This window comes from uncultured Parabacteroides sp. (assembly GCF_905196875.1).
Lineage (GTDB): Bacteria > Bacteroidota > Bacteroidia > Bacteroidales > Tannerellaceae > Parabacteroides.
Genome location: NZ_CAJJWO010000022.1, coordinates 20,216 through 42,400 on the forward strand (window position 1 = coordinate 20,216; position 22,185 = coordinate 42,400).

Consider the following 22,185-nt stretch of genomic DNA (forward strand, 5'->3'; position numbering starts at 1 on the left):
TTTGTCAAAGTTAAGAAAAAGAGAAGCTTTATTTTTGTATTTACTAAACTTCATCTTACAACATAATACTAACACACTATGAAACGGCTCATTACAGCTCTGTTTATTTTGGCCGGACTATGTTGTCCGTTCTTACTTTCCGCACAGGATTCCTGGCAAAGCCTGATCAACCGGCTTACCTATTATTCACCGGAAAAATACAAATTGGCAACAGATAACCTGAAGAAGAAATATCCGGATAGTTATCGTCCGGATAAAGATTTCGAAAAGGCTATCGAAGAACTGAAGGCTGATAAAGAAACACTTATCAAAGGTTTGAAAGCCAAAGATCCGAAAGCGGAGAAACAAACCCAAAAGCTACTGCAACAGCTGGATGCCGCTTTATTAGCTAACCCGCTACTGGCCGGCAAACAGGTCGTTGCCATCCGCAGGACATTAGGCGATAACGCGCGTAAAGCCATGAGCGGCGGATTAGGTATCGCCCCTTCCAATTTCCAGAACAACTCCGAGATAGGAAACCCTAAAACAGGATGGACGAATGAATTCGTTTCCCTGAACATCACCCCCGGCAAAATAAAACAAACCACGCTCTATAAACCGGAACCAGGCATGATCGTGACTGACCCGGAACCTCATTTCGACGGAAACAAACTGATGTATTCCTCCATCGGAACCTCCGACCGCTGGCAATTGTTCGAACTGGATATGAAAACCGGGAAGACCCGCCAACTGACACCCGATACTTATAAAGACTTCGACAGTTTCGACGGTTGCTATACCCCTGACGGACGGTATATCTTCTGCTCCACAGGGACCTTCCTCGGACTTCCCTGTACAAACGGAGGAAACAAAATGTGCGGCCTGTATCTTTACGACCCCAAAACACAACTGACCCGTCAGTTGACCTACGACCAGGACAGCAACTGGGACCCGGTCATGATGGAAAACGGTATGCTGCTCTATCAGCGTTGGGAATATGCAGACCTACCCCACTCCAACTCGCGTGTCATGTTCACCATGAACCCGGACGGCACTTCGCAATCGGCCTTCTACGGTTCGAACTCCTATTTTCCAACCTCATTCTTTAGTGCCCGCCCTATCCCCGGACGCCCGTCAGCCATTGTCGGAGTAGCGACCGGACACCACAGTGTATCCCGTAGCGGACGGCTACTTGTGATCGACACCCGTAAAGGAAGACACGAAGCAGACGGAGTAATCGCCGAGATCCCCCATGCCGGACGAAAGGTAGAACCACTGGTACGCGACCGTTTGCCGGATGGCGTATGGCCTCAGTTCCTGCAACCTTATCCCCTGAACGATACCTATTATCTGGTATCGATGAAGGACAGTCCCGAAAGCCTGTGGGGTATCTATCTGGTAGATACCTACGACAACCGTACCCTGATAGCCGAAGAAGAAAACATAGCCTATCTCGATCCGGTACTGATGGAAGCCCGGAAAGCCCCGGCTATCATCCCCGACCGCATAGACCTGGCATCTACCACCACAACTGTCTTCATGCAGGATGTCTATCATGGCGACGGCCTGAAAGGTATTCCCCGCGGGACGGTGAAAAAGCTTCGCGTCGGTTCCTTTAGTTTCAGTCCGCTGAACCAGGGAGGTCTGTTAGGTACGATCGGTATGGATGGCCCCTGGGATATCAAACGTATTCTCGGCGAAGTAGATGTAGAAGAGGACGGCTCTGCCATGTTCACCGTTCCGGCCAATACTCCGATCTTCATCCAGCCGCTCGACGAAGAAGGAAAAGCTCTTCAGGTAATGCGTAGCTGGTTTACCGGAATGCCGGGCGAAACACTTTCCTGCATCGGCTGCCATGAAGACAAGAATACCATACCTGTTCCCAAAATGACCACGGCTTCAAAGAAAAGCCCGCAACCGATCAAAGAATGGTACGGTAAGGAACGTGGTTTCAGCTATCGCCATGAAGTACAACCTGTATTGGATAAATATTGTATCTCCTGCCACAATCAGGATAAACCGGGCAAGCCCTACCTGAAAGGCGATCAATGGATCACGGACTGGACTTCACAGATCAGCGGCCGGGCCGGATCGGATTACGGAGGTCATTTCACCCTGTCGTATGCCAACCTGCACCGGTATGTACGCCGGCCGGGTATCGAAAGCGATATGCACATGTTGGTTCCGATGGACGTACATGCCGATCAAACAGAGTTGATGCAAATCCTTCAGAAAGGACATTATAACGTGCAACTGGATAAAGAATCGATAGAGAAACTGGCCTGTTGGATCGACTTCAACGCACCTTTCCACGGACGTCGTTCGGATATCCCGAACTTCCCGGATACGCAGAAAAGTAACGAACTACGGGAGCTGCATCGTGAAATGTTCGGTGCCCCGAAATCAACAGCCGAATGGTTGCCGGAGATCCCTCAAAACATCGAGCCGGTCAGATTCGAAAAAGAACAAAAGCCTCTTGGTGATACCGTACTCGACAAATGGCCGGTATACGATCCGACTCAAAAAGCTTATTCCCAATGGGGAGACACCCAATGGAAACAGCTGGCTTTGGGCAATTTCCAGAAGAGTATCCCGCTGGGTAACGGCATAACCCTGGAACTGGTAAAAATACCGGCCGGTTCTTTTATCATGGGTAGCGACCGTCATCCGGACGAACTGCCGCAAACGATCGTACAGGTAGATAAACCTTTCTGGATGGGACGTTTCGAAATCACTAATGCACAGTTCAGAGCCTACGATCCGGAACACGACAGCCGCGACGAACACCGCCACGGTTACCAGTTCGGACGCAAAGGTTACTCAATGAACCATCCCGACCAGCCGGCTGTCCGTATCTCCTGGCAGGAAGCGATGGACTATTGCAAGTGGCTGTCGGAAAAGACCGGTATGAAGTTCTCACTCCCCACCGAAGCACAATGGGAATGGGCTTGCCGTGCCGGAAGCGATACGCCGTTCTGGTACGGCAATATGTCCGCCGACTTCTCACGTTATGCCAACCTGGGAGATATCAAACTAAAAGAGTTTGCCGCCTGTACCGCTTATAAGTTCTACGAGAGCGCGATGGTCATTGAAAACCCGAATAAGTATGACGACTGGATACCGCGCGACACCACTTACAACGACGGCGGCTTTATCTCCGAACCGGTGGGACGCTACATCCGTAACCCGTGGGATCTGTTCGACATGCACGGAAACGTATGGGAGTGGACATTATCGAGCTACCAACCTTATCCGTACAACGAGAACGACGGCCGCAACGGGGTCACCTCTGAAAACGGCAAACGTGTTGTACGCGGAGGTTCCTGGTACGACCGTCCTTACCGTTCGACCTCTTCTTTCCGCCTGCCGTACCGTGAGTATCAGAAAGTTTATAATGTAGGATTCCGTGTAGTAATGACTGAAGAATGATAAATCGCTGTTTAAAATATCTGTTTTGCATTGTAGTAGTAATTAGCACTAGTTGCTCGTGCAGCAACACCAGAGAAAAGTTACTTGTTTCCGGCTGCGGCTGGAAGCAGGTAGCGATCCTCGACAAAGCGACCGGAGCCATCGAATGGAGCCACCCGCTAAACCCGGGAGAAGATTGTAACGATGTAGAAATGACAGCGGATGGTCATATCCTCTATGCATATACCTCTGGTGCCCGGCTAATCACCCGCGATCAACAAACTGTCTGGGACTTCAAAGCCCAAAAGGGAGAAGAACTTTTCACCGCCACCCGCCTCCCCTCCGGCAATTATATGCTGGCTATCTGCGGTACCCCTTCGCGTATTGTCGAACTCGATACGAACGGGAAACTGATCGATGAACTATCATTCGACACCAGTATAACCGGCGTACACGACCAGTTCCGGCAAATCGTAAAAACCCCGCAAAACACCTATCTGATCCCATTAATGGGTAAAGGGGAAGTAATTGAAATGAACAAAGACAAAGAGATCGTCAACAGGGTACATTGCGGAGGCAACCCTTTTGCCATCCGGATACTCGACAATGGGAACTGGCTCGTATCCTGCGGCGATGGGCATAACTTCGTGGAAATCGATCCGGCCGGACAGCAGATCGTAAAAAATGTAGGCGATGACGATGTAGAGGATATCACGCTTCTCTTCGTGGCTGAACTAGTCCGGTATAAAAACGGCAATACGCTAATAAGTAACTGGAACGGTCACAGTAAAAATAAATCGCAACCGCTACTGGTTGAAATCAATCCGGACAACCAGGTAGTTTGGGCATTACCTCTTCATCCCGACATAATCAATATTTCAGCAGTCTATTCATTTGGGGAATAGACAAAAAATATCCGTTATTCAAAAAGGATACGGAAACGGGTCAAACCATCGGCATAAGTACGCAGGGAGAAAGAACAGTTTTGTTTCTGTAAAACTTCACGTATAAAGATCAGGCCGATACCCTGTCCGTTCGGCTTGGAAGAGAAGAAGGGGCTGAACAGTTTGGTTTCAGTCTCTTTATCTATCCCTTTACCGGTATCCGCTATTTCCAGGCAAACCGGATTATGTGAAGTACGTATATAAATATGACCGTCGTGGTCGATAGATTCGGCTGCATTCTTTATGATATTGACCAACACTTGTTCAAAGAGAGAGCTATCGAGCTTCACGACAGGAGAAACCTCATCAAGCTCCATGACAATCCGGATATTACGATTCTGGCAGATCGTTTCCATAAACCGTTTACAGGAAGTGACGACTGCATTCAGTTCACGACAAACCGTCTGAGGTTCCGGTATACGTACCACATCCGCGAAGTTCGTGATAAAATGGCTCATACTGTAACAACGTTCGATGGAGACACGCAAGACCTCGCATATGTCTTCCGTATTTTCCAATTCGCTAAAGGTCGATTCAAGCGTATCTAATGTGGAAGTGATCCCGGCAGTCGTATTATTTACTTCATGGGCGATCATGCGGATCACCTTTTCATACGCTTTCTTTTCAGCCTTGAATACTTCCTGTGTCAAACCTTCCACTAAATAGAACGAATGATGGAACCCACGGTCTACGAAAGAGGAATGCGTACATTTATAAATATTGGCATCATTCAGTCGTACTGTCTGTGACTCATATAAAGGTATATTTGCCAATTCGATAGCCAAAGGAGAGTCTATATCTGTCAGAGATTTCCCTTCGAAAATAACAGAGGTAGGTTGTCCGAGCATTTTATGTGCGGCCGGGTTAAGTGATATAATCTCATTGTCCAGGTTCAACATGATTACTCCCATGGGAGAAGCATTGATCAACAGGTCGAGGAAATGGTTCTGCTCTCTCAGATGCAGGCGTTCGTTTTTAAGCTGCTCCATCATCTTATTGAAGATATCGACAATACGGTCGGCCTCCTTCTGCCCTACCCGGCTCAGACGCGAACTAAAATCCTGTTCCTTCAACAGCTCCATACCGTTTCCAATAATATTCAACGGCTTGATAATACGACGATAGAACAGGATCAGATAAAGGATTGTAACAAGTACCAGCCCTTCTACCATGAAAAACATGGCAGACGAGAAATTGTAGAATACATGCCAGGTTATTACTCCCAACACGGTCAACAATAACCCGGTTAAAATCCAGAACAACCCTTTTACTCTCATCCGTATATCTTATTTATCGGTAGGAATATCATATTTCTCTAAGCGACGGTATAAGGCTGCCCGGCTGATACCCAACGCCGATGCGACATGCGACAGGTTGCCGTTATGCGTTTCAAGTGCCTGCAGGATCGTTTGCCGCTCTATTTCATCCAATGTCATCCCTTCGAAGCTGACAGCACCACCTTTGGATACAGGTTGAGTATTTCCCATATTAAGGCACTGACTTTCAAAATCAGCTACGTCTAGTAAGGATTTGCCGGATACCAGCATTGTTCTTTCCACCAGATTCTTCAGTTCGCGTATATTTCCAGGATAAGGAAGACGCTGCAGAAATACTTTTGCATCGGCCGAAAAGTCCACACGAGGTAAGCCGTTCACCTCCGATTGCTTATCGGCAAAATAGCGGGCCAGCAGAGGTATATCGTCTTTCCGTTCCCGCAGGGCAGGCAGATGGATCGTGATCAGGTTGATACGGTAAAACAAGTCTTCGCGAAAGGTACGGGCCGCTACCATTTCCGGCAGGTTACAGTTCGTTGCACTGACCACACGTATATCGACTTTCCGGGGACGGCTGTCACCAAGCACCTCAAAGGTCTGATCCTGTAATACACGCAACAGCTTCACCTGACACGACAACTCCAGGTCACCTATCTCATCCAGGAAGATCGTGCCTTTGTTAGCCATCTCAAAACGTCCGGTACGGTCGATATAAGCGTCGGTAAAGGCCCCCTTCTTATGTCCGAACATTTCACTTTCAAAAAGGCTTTGGGACAATCCGCCCAGGTTGACCTTCACAAAAGGCTCCTTCACACGTGGACTGTTTGCATGGATCGCTTCTGCGATCAGTTCCTTTCCGGTTCCGCTTTCGCCGGTGATCAATACCGAGGCATTGGTCGGAGCTATCCGTGAAACGGTGCCCAGCACATCCATCAGTGCATCGCTCTGTCCGATGATCTTGGTAAAATGGAACTTATTGTCCGCATCGTTGCGGTTGAGCGGAGCCTTCTCTATTTTCTTCTGCTCGTTCAGTTCGAGAGCCGTACGGATCGACTTAAGCAGCACCAGATTGTTCCAGGGCTTGGTTATAAAATCGAAAGCGCCGGCCTGCATTCCCTGCACAGCCAGCGAGATGGAACCCCAGGCAGTCATCAGGATGACCGGCACATCGGGTTGAAATATTTTTACCTGTTTCAATAATTGAATTCCTTCTTCTCCCGTCGTAGTCAAGGTAAAGTTCATATCCATCAGGATCAGCTGTGGTGCTTCCCGGCGCACAATTGCCAGCGCTTCTTCAGGCCCCGGGACAGCTTCCGGTTCAAAGCCTGCCCGTTTCAATAAAAAGGTAAGCGAAGAACGAACAGCAGCGTCATCATCAACAATTAATATCATATAGGTTCCTTTTTAGGTTTGTAAAGATACGAATTATCTTCTTACTATTTCCTCGAAATCGGCATCCAGATTGCGATCGTTGAGGAAGTCATAGAGGGTAACGCTCCGGACATTGTAGAAATAACTCCAGAAGCCATACAGTTCACGGATATGTTTTTGCTTGGCATCGTCTTTCGATTGTTGAGCGTCGTTCAGGTCGAGGATGTTGATCTTACCGATCATAAAGGTTTCGATAGATGTCTGGTAACGCTTCTGTGCGATCTCGTCGGCCTCGGCTGCAATTTCGAGCTGGGCAGCCTGGTTATTAAAGTTTTCCACCAGCAGGAATATATTCTGGTTGAACGTCATCTGGTTCTGACGGTTCTTGGACAGTACCACCTCGCGGTTCGACTCGGCCACTTTGACTTTTCCTTTCCGTTTACCCCAGTCGAGCAGAGGGATGCTGAAACCGACTTCGACGACCTGGTTATCTCTCAGGGGATTGTAAGCTCCGGAAAAATCATTATCCTTTCCGGTATACCCCACAGAAGCAAACAGGTTTATATCGCGGCGTTGTCCTTTGGCGGTAGCAACGGCATAATCGGCTTCCAGTTGTTCGCGCAGGATACGTTTGGCAAACGAGTTATTTTCCTGTGCCTTTCCCAGTACCTCCTGATAGACCAGGCGCATATCGGGTACGGATTCGGGGATAACCGGTTCTATCACATCCTCTTCGCTCAATCCGAGGAAAGAACGGAGCTGGAACATATTCGCGTTCAGGTTCGACTGGGCTTCCGTCAGCTTGCCTTTCGCCTGCAAAGCGGACAGTTTAAGTTGCATCAACTCGCTTTCAGAGATATGACCGATCTTACGTTTGGCGATGGCTATCTCATAGAGTTTATTGGCATTCTCCAGGTTTTGCTCCGAAGTGAACAGGTTTTCTTTTGCCAGCAGAAGGTTAAAGAAATAAGCGATTGTGGAGATAGTCACCTCTTCCACACTCTCGATATAGGCGGCTTTCGCTTCCTGATAACGAACAGGTTCGATACGACGTTTCCACTTCTGGTTGTTCACCCCGAAAATAGGTTGTGTCAGGGTCAACCCAACCGGGACACTCATATATTCATTAAAAGCACCATGCCCCAGCTGCCGGGAGAAATTAAGAGAAGAGGTCAGCGAGATCTTACCACCTGTCAGCGCAATGTTCTGATCGATAGAGATAGCCCCGTTCATGGAGAGGTTATTGTCCTGCACGAACGCATAGGTTCCGTCCGACTGCTGGTAACGGGAATATTGCTTGCTGTAACTGGGTATCGTTCCTTTGAAATTCATTTCCGGTAACTGGTCTGCCACGTGGGTGCGGTATTCCCAGTAAGATGTCTTTAGCTCGTTGAGGGCAACGGCGGCATCCACCGATTGTAGGTGTGCCAGGCCGATAGCCTCTTTCAAGGTCAGTTTCACTATATTCACCTGTCCTTCCGCATGCAAGCCGGATACGGTCAGCAACAAAGATGCGATAGCTATATATATCTTTTTCATTGTAATAAATGTTTTGCCATTCCACAGGCAAAAGCTATGCCAAAAACATATACAACTGATTTACTGAATTATAACCGCTATCGCTAGTGTCCGATAATGAACAGTGTGTCCGATATCGTTTCTTTTCCTTTCGTATATCCAAATATATCGGATATATTCTGCTGCGATTGATCCGTATAAAACACAGATTTATTACCTTTGGTGGTCTTAGAAAACAACTTACACTTATGTGAAACCATAACAAAGATAGAAATGAAAAGCTTATTGGTATTTTTGATGATCGGCGTATCATCCGTAATGGCCCAGAATGAGAAGATCGACCTGGCTGTCGCCCAAAAGATCAAGCAGGAAGAACAACTGAATTCCGACATAGAGCGGTTATCTTACCGCTTGCTGGACTATGCCGGTCCCCGCCTGACAGGGTCTGACGGGATGGAGAGAGGTTATAAAGTAGCCAAAGAAATGATGGAAGAGTACAACCTGTCTAATCCCCGCATCGAGTTTGCCCGTGACTGGCCGCGTGGCGGATGGGATATCGAAAAGGCTTACGCCGCAATGACGTTACCTTATTATATACCCATCTTTCCGGCTCCGGTAGCCTGGACGAACGGCACAAACGGACCGGTAAAAGGAAATGTCGTACTGATCACTGCCGCAAACAACGAAGAACTGCAGGCATTGAAAGGGACACTGAAAGGAAAGATCGTACTAATGCCGTCCGTTACGGATTATAAAATCAGTTTCGAACCTATGGCCCGTCGGCATACGGAAGAGTCTTTAAAGCAAACGGCTGAATATCCGATCACTAAAGTACAGCCCCGTCGCCGCAGACCCGCTCCGGCTATCGAAGGGAGCGAATTGTCTTATGCCGAAATATTGAATTTTGTACACCGGGAGAACCCGGCAGTCATTATCCATGAATCGGGGAATTACAGTGTTCCGGGATTAAACTTCCATAAGCTGGAAGAAGCCGGCCCCGTTCCTTGCGAACTGAATATTGCCTGCGAAAACCACGGCTTGATGGAACGCCTGATCAGGAACGGTGAAAAGGTAGAGATGGAAGTCGATATCGCCGTTAAATTCGAATCGGATCGCAAGATATATAACGTCATAGCCGAGATACCCGGCACCGACCCCAAACTGAAAGACGAACTGGTCATTATCGGCGGTCATCTGGACTGTTATCACATGAGTCCGGGGGCCGGTGACGATGGTGCCGGATTTATTGCCATGCTGGAAGCCATGCGTATACTGAAGGCTATCGGCGTACAACCGAGACGCACGATCCGTGTCGCTTTCTGGGGCGGTGAAGAAGTGGGCCTGCATGGTTCAAGCGGTTATGTGGAGCAGTTCGTACAAGATCCGGTCACTCTTGAAAAGAAAAAAGAATACAATAAAATATCCGCCTATTTCAATTCAGACTACGGACCCGGAAAATTCAGAGGTATCTTTACACAAGATAACTTACAGGCTTATCCAATCTTTACCGACTGGATGCAACCATTTCTGGATACTGGTTTCACCACTGTTTCCAACCGGAGTGTGGGCAGCACCGACCATGTTCCTTTCGACAACGCAGGTATTCCGGCTTTCCAGTTTATACAAGACCCTATGGAATGGGGACGACACTCACACCGCACACAGGATTTTGCCGATCGCCTGGTACTAGACGATATACGACACAATGCTGTGATCGTAGCCTGGTTTGTGTATAATGCCGCAATGCGGGATGAAATGATGCCTAGGAAATAGGATAGCGCAATTATTGTCAATAATGAGCCAATTTGCTAATGTGCCAATATGCCAATGGAGATAGCAATAGGTTCTATTATTTTCAGATGTGAGTGTTTCACATATTGACAAAAATGAAATATTTCTAAAGGAAAGAGTTAACAAGTAACAGTCAGCCATTATGATCAAACTAGTATTAATTGGATAATCAGAAATAGTCTCTCAACAAGGCAACGCCTTGTTAAAGACAATCTTCGATTGTTCAAGACCTTCTATGTTTGGCAGAAAAACCTAGCTGTTACCAGATATTTATCAACTGAAAAACATCCATCTTCATTAATCACTTTTCAGACCAATATTTCTGATATACAGCAACATACACTGAAGTTCTGTTCGGGGAATATATTTCCTTCAGATACGGAACTTCAGTGTAAAGTATTAAGGTATAGCACCTTTCGTCTTAAAAGTGATTTATGAAGATAGAGCAAAAAATATACCCTACTTAGTAATTGAACATACCCTTTAGGGAAGAAAAGCTTACCCTATAGAGTGAATGATCCAGCCCTATAGTGTAACAATTCCTGCTTAACTATACCATCGGCTTGTCTTAGGCTAGCTAGCTCCCGGAGCTATTCCCTGTGGCTGCCGGAGCTATTTCAAATGAGTGCCGAGCCATTTTATTTAGCTACCTAGCTATTTCCGAAAACCTGCCGACCTATTAGCTAAAAGCTGCCGGGCTTTTCTTAATAATATGCCGGACACTATCTGACAGAAGCTATCCTGTTTTCAAAACAGTTGAGTTATCCCAGAAATAAACTATATTTGTATCTATTTAATTCATAAACAAATACATCATGAAAGTCAAAAATTCGACAATCCCTGCGGACAGCCTGATAAACAAATACCTCCCGGCAAACTATTCGGATGCATTTGAATGTGAAATAACCACGAAGAAAAAGATCACTGCGGATGATATTCTGATCTCACTCTGGACGGATATGCCGGATTGGATTAACAAACTCTTTAAACTGCGCAATTTATTGGTAAAACCATTCGGCCTCCAAGCCGGAGAAAAGGAAAAGCCGGACATTGAAAGATGTATCCGGACAGGAGAAAAGACTCCTTTAGCCAACATCACCGACAAATCACCCAACGAAACCATTATGCAGTTGGACGACAAACACCTCTGCGCTTATCTATCCATTCACCTCGAAGAACTCGGAGATAACCGCAAAAAGATCAGATGTATCACCGTCGTACATTTTCATTACTGGCTGGGATATGCCTACTTCTATGCGATAGCTCCTTTCCATTATCTGGTAGTAAGAGGGATGTTGAAACACATCCTGCGACCGGAGGTTATAAAAACAAATAAATAGCAGATTTACAGCTTCTCTGATTGAAATTTGAAAGCTTTTGACCGATAACTGTAACTCGGCCAATATGAATTTATGTTCCTTTGCCTACAAAAAAACAGTTAAAATGATGCACTCATTTAAGGGATACAGCCCTTTTCTGAATCACATTATTAAGATTGCTCCTGTCAACGGTAAGGACAATAAATAAAAAATGCTATATATCATGAGAAATGTATCTTTATTATGTGTCTTGTTTTCGTGGCTGCTCTCTGCTTGCAGCGGACCTTCAAACTATTTTGAACCCGAAAAACAAAATGCGCTTCGTGCACCTTCCTTTCCTCTGGTAACGATCGATCCGTATACCAGCGTCTGGTCGTTTACCGACAAACTGAATGAGGATGCAACCCGTCATTGGACAGGTAAAAAAGCTCCGTTACTCGGTGTTGTCCGCGTAGACGGTCAATCTTACCGTTTTATGGGAGTAGAAGACCTTCCGCTGAAAGTAATTATTCCCACTGCTGCCAAAGAAAAATGGGAAGCCGCCTATACGGAAAAAGAACCGGCAGCCAACTGGGTAAAACCGGACTTCAACGATGCTGCATGGACCAAAGGACAAGCTGCTTTCGGTACTCCTGACATGCCCGACCTGTCCACCCCCTGGAACAGCAAAGACATCTGGGTAAGAAGAACATTCGATCTCTCGGATGATTACACTGCACAATCCGTATATCTCGAATATTCTCACGACGATATCTTTGAATTATATATTAACGGCATACAAGTAATCTCGACAGGCTATGTATGGAAAAACAATGTATTATCCGAACTTCCCGCCGAAGTAAAGGCAACATTGAAACCCGGCAAAAATGTAATTGCCGCTCATTGCCATAACAAAACCGGAGGAGGATACGTAGACTTCGGTCTGTTCACCAAAGAAGAAAACAAAACGTTCTTCAATGAAGCTGCCACCCAGAAGTCGGTCAACGTACTGCCTACACAGACTTTCTATACCTTCGAATGCGGCCCGGTCGAACTGGACGTTATTTTCACTTCCCCTCTATTAATGGATGATCTGGACCTGATGACACGTCCGGTCAATTATATCTCTTACCAGGCTAAATCGTTGGATGGCCGGAAACATGACGTACAAATTTATATGGAGGCTACTCCTCAGCTGGCCGTTAACACTGATAACCAGTCGGTATCTTTCGACCGGAATGAGAAAAACAATATCACCTATCTGAAAACAGGAACAATCGAACAGCCTGTACTGGGTCGTAAAGGGGATGACGTACGTATCGACTGGGGATATTTCTACCTGGCAGCCGGCACAGATGCTAACACAACCATGACAATGGGACAGTATCATGCAACCAAACAAGACTTTGCCGCTAACGGAAAACTGCCTGTTAACACAACTGCAGAAGGACTTTCATCCGACATGCAGAATGAGATGAGCGTATTGGCCTACTGCCACGACCTGGGAGCCGTATCCTCTCCCGTCAGCAATTACCTGATGATCGGATATGACGACCTGTATGCTATCCAATATTTCAACGACAACCGCATGGCCTATTGGAAACACAACGGTCAGAAAAATATCGAGCAGGCGTTTGAAGAAGCAAACAACGATTATGCTTCGATTATGAAACGTTGCCGTCAGTTCGATACACAGATGATGAACGATGCAGAGAAAGCCGGCGGTAAGGAATACGCCGAACTTTGTGCCATTTCCTATCGTCAATCCATTGCTGCCCATAAACTGGTAGAAGACAAAGAAGGCAATCTGTTGTTCCTTTCTAAAGAGAACTTCAGCAACGGTTCTATCGGTACAGTCGATATTACCTATCCTTCGTCACCTTTGTTCCTGATATACAATCCTGAATTACTGAAAGGAATGATGACGCCTATTTTCTATTACAGTGAAAGTGGCAAGTGGAACAAACCGTTTGCAGCCCACGATGTAGGTACTTATCCGTTGGCTAACGGACAAACTTACGGTGGCGACATGCCGGTGGAAGAAAGCGGCAACATGCTGATCCTAACAACAGCGATCGCCCTTCGTGAAGGAAATGCCGAATTTGCCAAGAAACACTGGGAGACATTGACAACCTGGGCGAACTATCTGCTTAAAGAAGGCCTCGATCCTGAGAACCAGCTTTGTACGGACGACTTTGCCGGACACTTTGCACACAATGCAAACCTTTCCATCAAAGCGATCATGGGTATAGCCGGATACGGTAAACTGGCCGATATGCTGGGCGATAAGGTTACTGCCGAAAAATATATTTCCGCCGCTAAAGAGATGGCGATGAAATGGGCTGCCATGGCAAATGCCGGCGATCACTATCGCCTGACCTTCGACCAACCGGCTACCTGGAGCCAGAAATATAACCTGATATGGGACAAACTGTTCGGAATGGGTATCTTCCCGCAGGAAATCGCCGGTAAAGAGATGGCTTACTACCTGACCCAACAGAACACGTACGGTCTGCCGCTCGACAGCCGTAAGACCTATACGAAAGCAGACTGGATCCTCTGGACAGCTTGCCTGACAGACAATATGAACGATTTTACCCAATTGGTATCACCCGTTTATAAATATGCAAACGAAACCAATACCCGCATGCCGTTAAGCGACTGGTATGAAACGACAAACGCAAATTCAGTCGGTTTCCGTGCCCGTTCGGTTGTAGGCGGTTTGTTTATGAAGATGCTTGAAAAACAAATGTATAAGGGAGCCCCAGCGGTGGCTCCTTCTTTGACCGATGCACCTGCAATGCAAAAAAGTGAACTATTTATGGAATTACCGGACAATTGCCCGACCCCCGACGGTATGGCGACTGCTCCGAACGGTGATCTGATCCTGGCTTGCCCGAACTTCGCCGATTTGTCGAAGCCGGCTTGCCTGATGCGTATCACAAAAGATGGGAAGATTGATAAATGGTTAGATGTACCGGTATTACCGGAAACGGGCTGGGCCGCTCCGATGGGAATCACATTCGACGACGAGGGTAATTTATTTATCTGTGATAACCAGGGATGGAGCGGTGCCCCCAAAGCCCAAAACAAAGGAAGGTTGTTGTGTTTAAAGCTGAAAGATGGCAGGTTAGACGAAACCATTGTGGTTGCTTCAGGAATGGAGCACCCCAATGGGGTTCGTTTTCGCGATGGGAAGCTGTATGTGACACAGAGCAGCTTGTCTTCCATCGAAGATCCGTCGGGACTGCTTGTCAGCGGCGTATATTGTTTTGACAAGAATGACAAGAACATAAAAGTAACCAATACGAAAGCAGATAAAAACCTGATCACCACCGTCATCACCAAGAACAAGGATGTACAGTACGGACTGGATGGTATTGTTTTCGATAAGGAAGGTAATTTATATGTCGGCAACTTCGGTGATGGAACGATCCACCGGATAACAATGGATGCCAACGGCAGCGTTACCGGCAATGAGATCTGGGCGCAGGATCCCTCACAGCTACGTACCACCGATGGAATGTGTATCGACGACGACGGAAATATCTGGGTAGCCGATTTCTCGGAGAATGCAGTTGCCCGCATCGATAAGAACGGCCGCATTCAACGTATCGCCCAAAGTCCGGATTGCGACGGAAGCGACGGCGGACTCGACCAGCCGGGAGAACCGATCGTATGGAACGGCCAGGTAATCGTTTCCTGCTTCGATATCGTAACAGGCCCCGACAAAGTAAATACCGGACACGACAAGCCTTTTACACTAGCTAAATTGCAACTTAACTAACAGATTAACCATAATATCATGAAACACTACTTATCTACATTTGCCGGATCGGCCATATGCGGAGGTTTTGCTTTCGGCATCTGGCCGGAGCTTTGGAAAACCTACGGCCTCATGGGAGGATGGCTGGCGGCTACACTTATTATCGGGATCATGTGGTACATGAACCATTACAACGGAGCCATCCTGAACCCGGAAGGGAAGATATGGCTCGACCAGGGATGGTGTATAGGTTCTGCCGGCATAACCTGGGGGATCGTCCGTTTCCAGGGCGACATCACACAATTCTTTCTGGCTGCTCCCACCCTGCTTTGTTGCCTGATCGGGGGAGCGTTAGCCGGTCTGACCATCTGGGCGATGCGTTCGTGCGGTAACCGCCTGTCAAAAGAGGAGGAGACAACGATATGAGCGAATGGTTACAGACTTACAATGAGTTGTTCGGCATGTACAATGCCGGCATCATCACCAGTATATTCGGCTCGTTTGCCGTTACTTTCACGGTCATACTCAGCTGGCCGAAGCTGGTAAAAGACTTTGGCCCGATAGGTGGCTTTATGGCTGCTGCGTTAATTATCGGAACATTCTGGCTGGTAAACCATAAACTCCCCGGCTTCGGTTTCTCCACCGGCCTGGCCCTGGATGCAAACGGACTGCCGATGCAGTTCAGCCTGATTCACCAAGGTGCACGCGGTAGTGCTCCGTGGGTAGATATGGGTTGGGCCATTGCGATGGGATTTGTGGTTTGCGATACGCTCTGTGCCCCGAAAGGTCAGCGTCTGGGCTTATTGAAAGAAGCATTCCCGCGCTGGGTGGTTATCATAGCCGGAGGAATCGTTGGGGGTATCCTGGTCGGGCTGACCGGATATACGAATGCTGCATTATAAATAATATTCTATAGACCATGTCAAAATACGTTATTGCACACGACTTAGGTACGAGTGGCAACAAGGCGACTTTGTTCGACGAAGAGGGCAAACTGGTTGCCTCCCATGTAGCCTCTTACCGTACCGATTATGCTGCCGGCAACCGGGCAGAACAAAATCCTGCCGACTGGTGGAAGGCGATCGTTGAAACAACCAACGCTTTACTGCAAATCGTTTCGCCGGATGATATCGCCGGGGTTGCCCTGAGCGGACAAATGATGGGCTGCTTATGCATCGATAAAAAAGGAAATCCCCTTTATCCCCACCTGTTGTATTGCGACCAGCGTTCGCAGGAGGAGGAAGCGTTCCTGGCTGGAAAAATCGACCCGCTTCATTTTTACGAGATAACAGGCCATCGTATCAGTGCCTCTTATTCGATAGAAAAGCTCATGTGGATACGGAAACATCTGCCGGAAGTATTTGCGAATACTTACAAAATGCTCAATGCAAAGGATTATATCAATTTCCGTCTTTGCGGTACGATAGCCACCGACCCGTCGGATGCTTCCGGCACGAATGCCTACGATCTGAATCGCTGGGCCTGGAGCGAAGAGATCATCGAAGCGGCAGGACTGGATATGTCACTCTTCCCCGAAGTACGTTCCTCCATCGACGTGATAGGCGAAGTGACGGAAGAGGCAGCCAAAGCTACCGGACTCCGAAAAGGGACACCGGTCATTTGCGGAGGAGGCGACGGCAGTTGTGCCGGAGTAGGCGTTGGCTGCGTAGCTCCGGGAACATCTTATAACTACCTGGGATCTTCCTCATGGGTGGCCCTGACCGTAGAAAAACCCGTTGTCGACGAACAACGGCGCACGATGAACTGGGCACATGTCGTACCCGGTATGCTTCATCCATCCGGCACGATGCAAACGGCAGGAGCCAGCTACAACTGGATGGTTCAGCAACTGTGTCAACAGGAACTGGAAGAGGCCAAACTCCGGAAAGGAAATGTATACGAACTGATCGACGAACAGATCCGGAAATCACCGATAGGCTCCAACAAACTATTGTTCCTGCCCTATCTGATGGGCGAACGTTCTCCGCGTTGGAATGTAAATGCCAAAGGTGCATTTATCGGACTGACCGTTGGACATACGCATGCCGATATGCTCCGTTCCGTCATGGAAGGTATCACCCTCAACCTGGGACTTATCGTAAATATATTCCGCAACCACGTGCCGGTCGAGAATATGACGGTGATAGGCGGCTGTGCCAAAAACCCCATCTGGCAACAGATGATGGCCGACATCTATCAGACAGAAATAAAGATACCGAACTACCTGGAAGAAGCCACCTCGATGGGTGCCGCTATCCTGGCCGGTATCGGAGCGGGATTGTTCAAGGACTTCAGCGTGACCGACCGCTTTATCCATATCGATAAGAAGATCAGCCCGATCGCGGCCAATGTGGAGAAATATCAGGAATTAATCGGAGTATTCGATAAGACATACGACCATTTGAAAGAAGTTTATACGGACTTGTCGAATTTAAATCTATAAGAAAGAATATGAAAGGACAAATGAAAAGCGTAATCGCAACAGCTCCCGGAGTAGTAGAGATCCGGGAGATAGATATACCGGCTATCACACCCTATCAGGCTTTGGTAAAAACCGAAATGGTAGCCTTGTGTAATGCAACCGACAGTAAACTGATATCCGGACATTTCCCCGGGGCAGACCAGTTCCCGATGGCTTTGGGACATGAGAATGTAGGTATTGTTGTAGAAGTCGGGGCCAAAGTCCGCAACTTCCGTGTGGGCGACAGGGCCATCGGCGGATTGAATGCCACCTTTACAACTCCGGGATTGAATAGTGCCTGGGGTGGTTTCAGTGAATATGTCGTCGTGAACGATTTCGAAGTTTTGCAGGAAGAAGGCCTCGCCACACCGGAGCAGGGCTGCTGGGACAGCTTTGAAATTCAGAATGCCGTACCTGCCGATATACAGCCGGAAGAAGCGGTAATCGCTTGCACCTGGCGTGAGATAGTCGGCGCATTTAAAGACTTCCGTCTGGCTCCGGGCAAGAAAGTAATGGTATTCGGTGCCGGTCCCGTCGGACTGAGTTTCGTCAAACTGGGTAAACTGTTCGGTCTGGGGCAAGTAGATATCGTCGACATGCTCCCCGCCAAACTGGAACTGGCCAAACAGATGGGAGCCGACAACGGGTATACTCCGGCAGAAATCGCCACCCCTGAATTTATAGCTACGGCCAACCGTTCGTACGACACTATCATCGACGCAGTCGGTTTGCCATCCATCGTAAACTCGGCTCTGCCGCTTATCAAAATGGCCGGCGACATTTGTGTCTACGGTGTGATGACTAAAAACCCGACGATCGATTTAGATCAGGCTCCATACAACTTCAACCTCTACATCCACCGCTGGCCGACTCGTTCGGAAGAGAAACGGGCCATGATTGCACTGACCGGATGGATACGCGAAGGTCGTCTGTCCGCCTCCGATTTTATCTCCCATCGCTTTAAGATAGAACAAATAAACGAGGCTCTGGAAGCCGTAAAACGTAACGAAGTAATAAAAACAGTATTAACATTCTAAACATCATTTATCATGAACGAAATAATCGCAAACCTAACAGCAGAACAATTAGCAGGAATGATCGACCATACCTTCCTGAAACCTTTCGGCACGGCAGAGAACATCGAAAAGCTTTGTGCCGAAGCACGGAAATATGAATTCGCAATGGTAGCCATCAATCCGGCCGAAGTAGAAACCTGCGTCAAACTACTGGAAGGTTCGCCTGTTCGTGTCGGTGCAGCCATCGGCTTTCCGTTAGGCCAGACGACCACCGAATGCAAAGCGTTCGAAACACGCGATGCCATCGAAAAAGGAGCAACGGAAATCGATACAGTAATCAACGTCCGTGCTTTGCAAAAGGGAAGATTGGATATTGTAAAGAAAGAAATCGAAGATATGGTAGCCATCTGCAAACCGGCAGGTGTCATTTGTAAAGTCATTCTGGAAACCTGCTACCTGTCTGATGCAGAAAAGGAAACAGTCTGCCAAATCGCCAAAGAAGCAGGTGTCGATTTCGTGAAAACCTCTACCGGTTTCGGAACAGCCGGAGCCACCGTTGAAGACGTTGCCCTGATGCGCCGCGTAGTAGGTCCGGAGATCGGAGTAAAAGCAGCAGGCGGTATCCGCGACCTGGATACGGCATTAGCCATGATTAAAGCAGGCGCTACCCGCATCGGTACGTCAAGCGGAGTCTCAATCGTAGAAGCGTATAAAGTTTCACTAGGTTGAAACAAAAGTTTCTTCGGTATGAAACAACTGTTTCACCTAAGAGAAACAACTGTTTCATGCTGAAGAAACTAATTGAAACAAACTAAGCGGTTTCAATTTATTCCGCAAAGCGGATCATTAAGAAAGAAGGGAGTAGAATGAATAACTTACACAAAATAGGAATGGGACTTATATGCCTTGTCCTGGCAGCTTGCCAGCATAAGGAAAGTACATATAAGGATCATCATCCTGTCGATAAGCAGGAATTTATAACAGAGATACAAAACCGGTTCAATAAGATAAAGGCAACCGAAGGAATTGTTTCGAAAGACAGTACGGCTTCCCTCATCCGGGAAGCACATCTGCATTTATACCATCACTATCCGGTTTACTACGACTGGTGGCTACAGGATGGAAGCGATGTAAAATGGTTCGACAAATCATTGTCCGAGCAGATCAGCGAACGCCTGCACAAATTGCAGCAGGAAACAAAAGTAACCAATACGCCCGAAAGCATCACACAGGCTATCTCCTCTTATCTGGATGCCTGTCAGGCACGAAGAGAACAGCGGCTGGCGTCCTTCGTAAAAAGTACTCCTGAAGTTGTGTTTACCAAATTCCGCACGTTACGCCCGTCTTTCTTTGCTTATACGGAAGGTTTGTCGGATGCCCGCGCAGAATGTAATTTCTTTGCGGGAGGTGAGCTGGCTTACTTCAGGATGGACGGTATCTGGGCAAAGGAAGAGACACTATTGAAAGATACAGCCGGCGTTTTCCGTGATCCGGACGTACATTTCGATGGAAAGCATGTAGTATTTGCATGGAAGAAGTCGCAGAAAGAAGACGACTTCCACCTGTATGAAATGGAAATGCCGGCCCGGAAACTAAAGCAGCTTACTTCCGGACTGGGATTTGCCGACATAGAACCGATCTACCTGCCAGATGAAAATATTATGTTCAACTCCACCCGCAACGGTAGCTCGGTAGATTGCTGGACCGTAGAAGTCAGCAACCTGTATCTTTGCGACCGCGAAGGACGTTATATGCGGCAAGTAGGTTTCGACCAGGTGCATACGTCTAACCCGACATTGCTCGACGACGGCCGCGTGGTCTATACCCGCTGGGAATACAACGACCGCGGACAGGTATTCATGCAACCGCTCTGCCAGATGAATCCGGACGGTACCGGACAGGCTGAGTATTACGGAGGAAACAGCTTCTTCCCTACCACCGTCACGCATACCCGTCAAATCCCCGGAACGCGTAAGGTGATGGCAACCATCCTCGGACACCACACCCCACAGCACGGCAAACTATGTATCATCGACCCCGAAGCGGGACGCGACGAGAACGAAGGCGTTATGCTGGTGGCTCCGCTTCACAAACCGGAAGCCGTAAAAGTCGATACATACGGACAGTTCGGCGATCAGTTCCAGCACCCTTACCCCTTGAATGAAGAGGAATTCCTGATTTCCTATACGCCGTTGGGCTATCATGTAGGTCACCCGATGGAATTCGGAATCTACTGGATGACACCGGACGGAGAACGCGAACTATTGGTTTCGGATGCCAGCCTGTCCTGCAATCAGCCCGTTCTGCTGGCTGAACGTGAACGTCCTTTCGAGCGTGTAAACAACGTGGATTACACAAAAGAGGAAGGTATCTACTATATGCAGAACATTTACGAAGGGAACGGTTTGAAAGGTATCCAGCCGGGAACAATCAAAAAGCTGCGGATTGTAGAACCCATCTACCGTGTAGCCAGTATCGGTGCGGCTTTCGGGTTTGATGCAGGTGGCGGAGGACACGCTTTCTCTCCGGTGGGAGTCGGCAATGCCAGCTGGGATGTTAAACGGATACTCGGCACGGCCGATGTGCAGCCGGACGGTTCCGCCTTCTTCACAGTGCCTTGCCGCACACCTTTATACTTCCAGGCATTGGATGAAAACAACCGGGTTGTACAGACCATGCGTAGCTGGTCGACCCTGCAACCGGGAGAAACACAAAGTTGCGTAGGATGCCACGAACATAAAAACACAGTTCCGGTCGCTTCGCATCCGGTATCTATGGCGATGAACACCGGTATCCAAAAGATCGAGCCGGAAGGGATCGGCGACCGTAGCTTCAGCTATATCAAAGAGGTGCAGCCTATCTGGGATGCGCATTGCATCTCCTGTCATGACGGAGTGAAAAGCAAGCTGAGCCTGAAAGGTGAGTTGAAAGTAGTCGATCAACAGACAAAGCGCAAGTTCTCAGACTCCTATCTAAATCTGACTCACGCCCGTAAAATGACCGAAGGCAACGACTCCTGGCAGGGAGACGCTCATCACCCGGAAGTAAACTGGATAAGCAACCTGTCCGAACCGACATTACTCGCCCCCTATTTTGCCGGTTCCAACACAAGCAATCTGATCAAACGGCTTGAAAACGGGCATGGCGGATGCAACCTGAGTAAGGAAGAAATGGAAACGATCGCTTTATGGATCGACCTATGCGTACCCTTCATCGGTGACTATCGGGAAGCAAACAACTGGACACAGGAGGAGAAGGATTACTATACATACTATGAGAAGAAGCGGGAAACATCCCGGGCTGCCGAGAAAGAAAACATCCGTCAGTATCTTCAATCATTAAAAGCAAAGAAGTAAAGA

Annotated in this window: 13 protein-coding genes and 1 pseudogene; 11 read left to right on the forward strand and 3 right to left on the reverse strand. The window is 47.9% G+C overall.

The features are described from left to right. Positions 1-78: 78 nt before the first annotated feature. Positions 79-3,408 (forward strand): SUMF1/EgtB/PvdO family nonheme iron enzyme, encoded by a 3,330-nt coding sequence (locus QZ076_RS09605; RefSeq protein ID WP_293712828.1) that lies wholly within the window; start codon positions 79-81, stop codon positions 3,406-3,408. Further along, complete coding sequence (locus QZ076_RS09610; RefSeq protein ID WP_293712830.1) at positions 3,405-4,292, forward strand: hypothetical protein; 888 nt, start codon at positions 3,405-3,407, stop codon at positions 4,290-4,292. The genes QZ076_RS09605 and QZ076_RS09610 overlap by 4 nt, the downstream gene beginning before the upstream one ends. Positions 4,293-4,306: 14 nt before the next feature. On the opposite strand, the gene QZ076_RS09615 is transcribed toward QZ076_RS09610, so the two are convergent. From QZ076_RS09615 to QZ076_RS09625, 3 genes are read right to left on the reverse strand one after another with little or no spacing between them, the layout of a single operon-like run. After that, on the reverse strand, positions 4,307-5,608 hold the full coding sequence (locus tag QZ076_RS09615; RefSeq protein ID WP_293712832.1) for an ATP-binding protein: 1,302 nt from the start codon (positions 5,606-5,608) through the stop codon (positions 4,307-4,309). A gap of 9 nt (positions 5,609-5,617) precedes the next feature. Beyond that, positions 5,618-6,997, reverse strand: a complete 1,380-nt coding sequence (locus QZ076_RS09620; RefSeq protein ID WP_293712834.1) for a sigma-54 dependent transcriptional regulator — start codon at positions 6,995-6,997, stop codon at positions 5,618-5,620. Between the two features lie 33 nt (positions 6,998-7,030). Next, positions 7,031-8,515 carry a TolC family protein gene (locus QZ076_RS09625; RefSeq protein ID WP_293712836.1) on the reverse strand — a complete coding sequence of 495 codons (1,485 nt, stop codon included), beginning with the start codon at positions 8,513-8,515 and terminating at the stop codon, positions 7,031-7,033. Between the two features lie 252 nt (positions 8,516-8,767). Here QZ076_RS09625 and QZ076_RS09630 point away from each other — a divergent pair, with 252 nt between their 5' ends. The 9 genes and pseudogenes from QZ076_RS09630 (at position 8,768) to QZ076_RS09675 (ending at position 22,182) form a co-directional block, all read left to right on the forward strand. Beyond that, on the forward strand, positions 8,768-10,267 hold the full coding sequence (locus QZ076_RS09630) for a M20/M25/M40 family metallo-hydrolase (RefSeq protein ID WP_293712838.1): 1,500 nt from the start codon (positions 8,768-8,770) through the stop codon (positions 10,265-10,267). Between the two features lie 833 nt (positions 10,268-11,100). Continuing rightward, positions 11,101-11,625 carry a DUF2867 domain-containing protein gene (locus QZ076_RS09635; protein WP_293712840.1) on the forward strand — a complete coding sequence of 175 codons (525 nt, stop codon included), beginning with the start codon at positions 11,101-11,103 and terminating at the stop codon, positions 11,623-11,625. Between the two features lie 202 nt (positions 11,626-11,827). Next, positions 11,828-15,199, forward strand: a pseudogene (locus tag QZ076_RS09640) (DUF5127 domain-containing protein); the annotation flags it as partial. Positions 15,200-15,388: 189 nt separating this feature from the next. Further along, positions 15,389-15,775 carry an electron transporter RnfD gene (locus QZ076_RS09650; protein WP_293712842.1) on the forward strand — a complete coding sequence of 129 codons (387 nt, stop codon included), beginning with the start codon at positions 15,389-15,391 and terminating at the stop codon, positions 15,773-15,775. Continuing rightward, positions 15,772-16,251, forward strand: a complete 480-nt coding sequence (locus tag QZ076_RS09655) for a hypothetical protein (protein ID WP_293712844.1) — start codon at positions 15,772-15,774, stop codon at positions 16,249-16,251. Before QZ076_RS09650 ends, QZ076_RS09655 begins: the two co-directional genes overlap by 4 nt. 17 nt (positions 16,252-16,268) lie before the next feature. Next, a complete protein-coding gene (gene xylB / locus QZ076_RS09660; protein WP_293712846.1) occupies positions 16,269-17,792 on the forward strand; it encodes a xylulokinase in 1,524 nt (507 codons plus the stop codon). A gap of 20 nt (positions 17,793-17,812) precedes the next feature. Beyond that, positions 17,813-18,847, forward strand: a complete 1,035-nt coding sequence (locus QZ076_RS09665) for a zinc-binding dehydrogenase (protein WP_293712848.1) — start codon at positions 17,813-17,815, stop codon at positions 18,845-18,847. A 12-nt stretch (positions 18,848-18,859) separates the two neighbouring features. Beyond that, on the forward strand, positions 18,860-19,555 hold the full coding sequence (deoC, locus tag QZ076_RS09670) for a deoxyribose-phosphate aldolase (protein ID WP_293712850.1): 696 nt from the start codon (positions 18,860-18,862) through the stop codon (positions 19,553-19,555). Positions 19,556-19,692: 137 nt separating this feature from the next. After that, the gene (locus QZ076_RS09675) at positions 19,693-22,182 is read left to right on the forward strand and encodes a hypothetical protein (RefSeq protein ID WP_293712852.1); all 2,490 of its coding nucleotides are present in this window, start codon (positions 19,693-19,695) and stop codon (positions 22,180-22,182) included. Positions 22,183-22,185 lie beyond the last annotated feature (3 nt).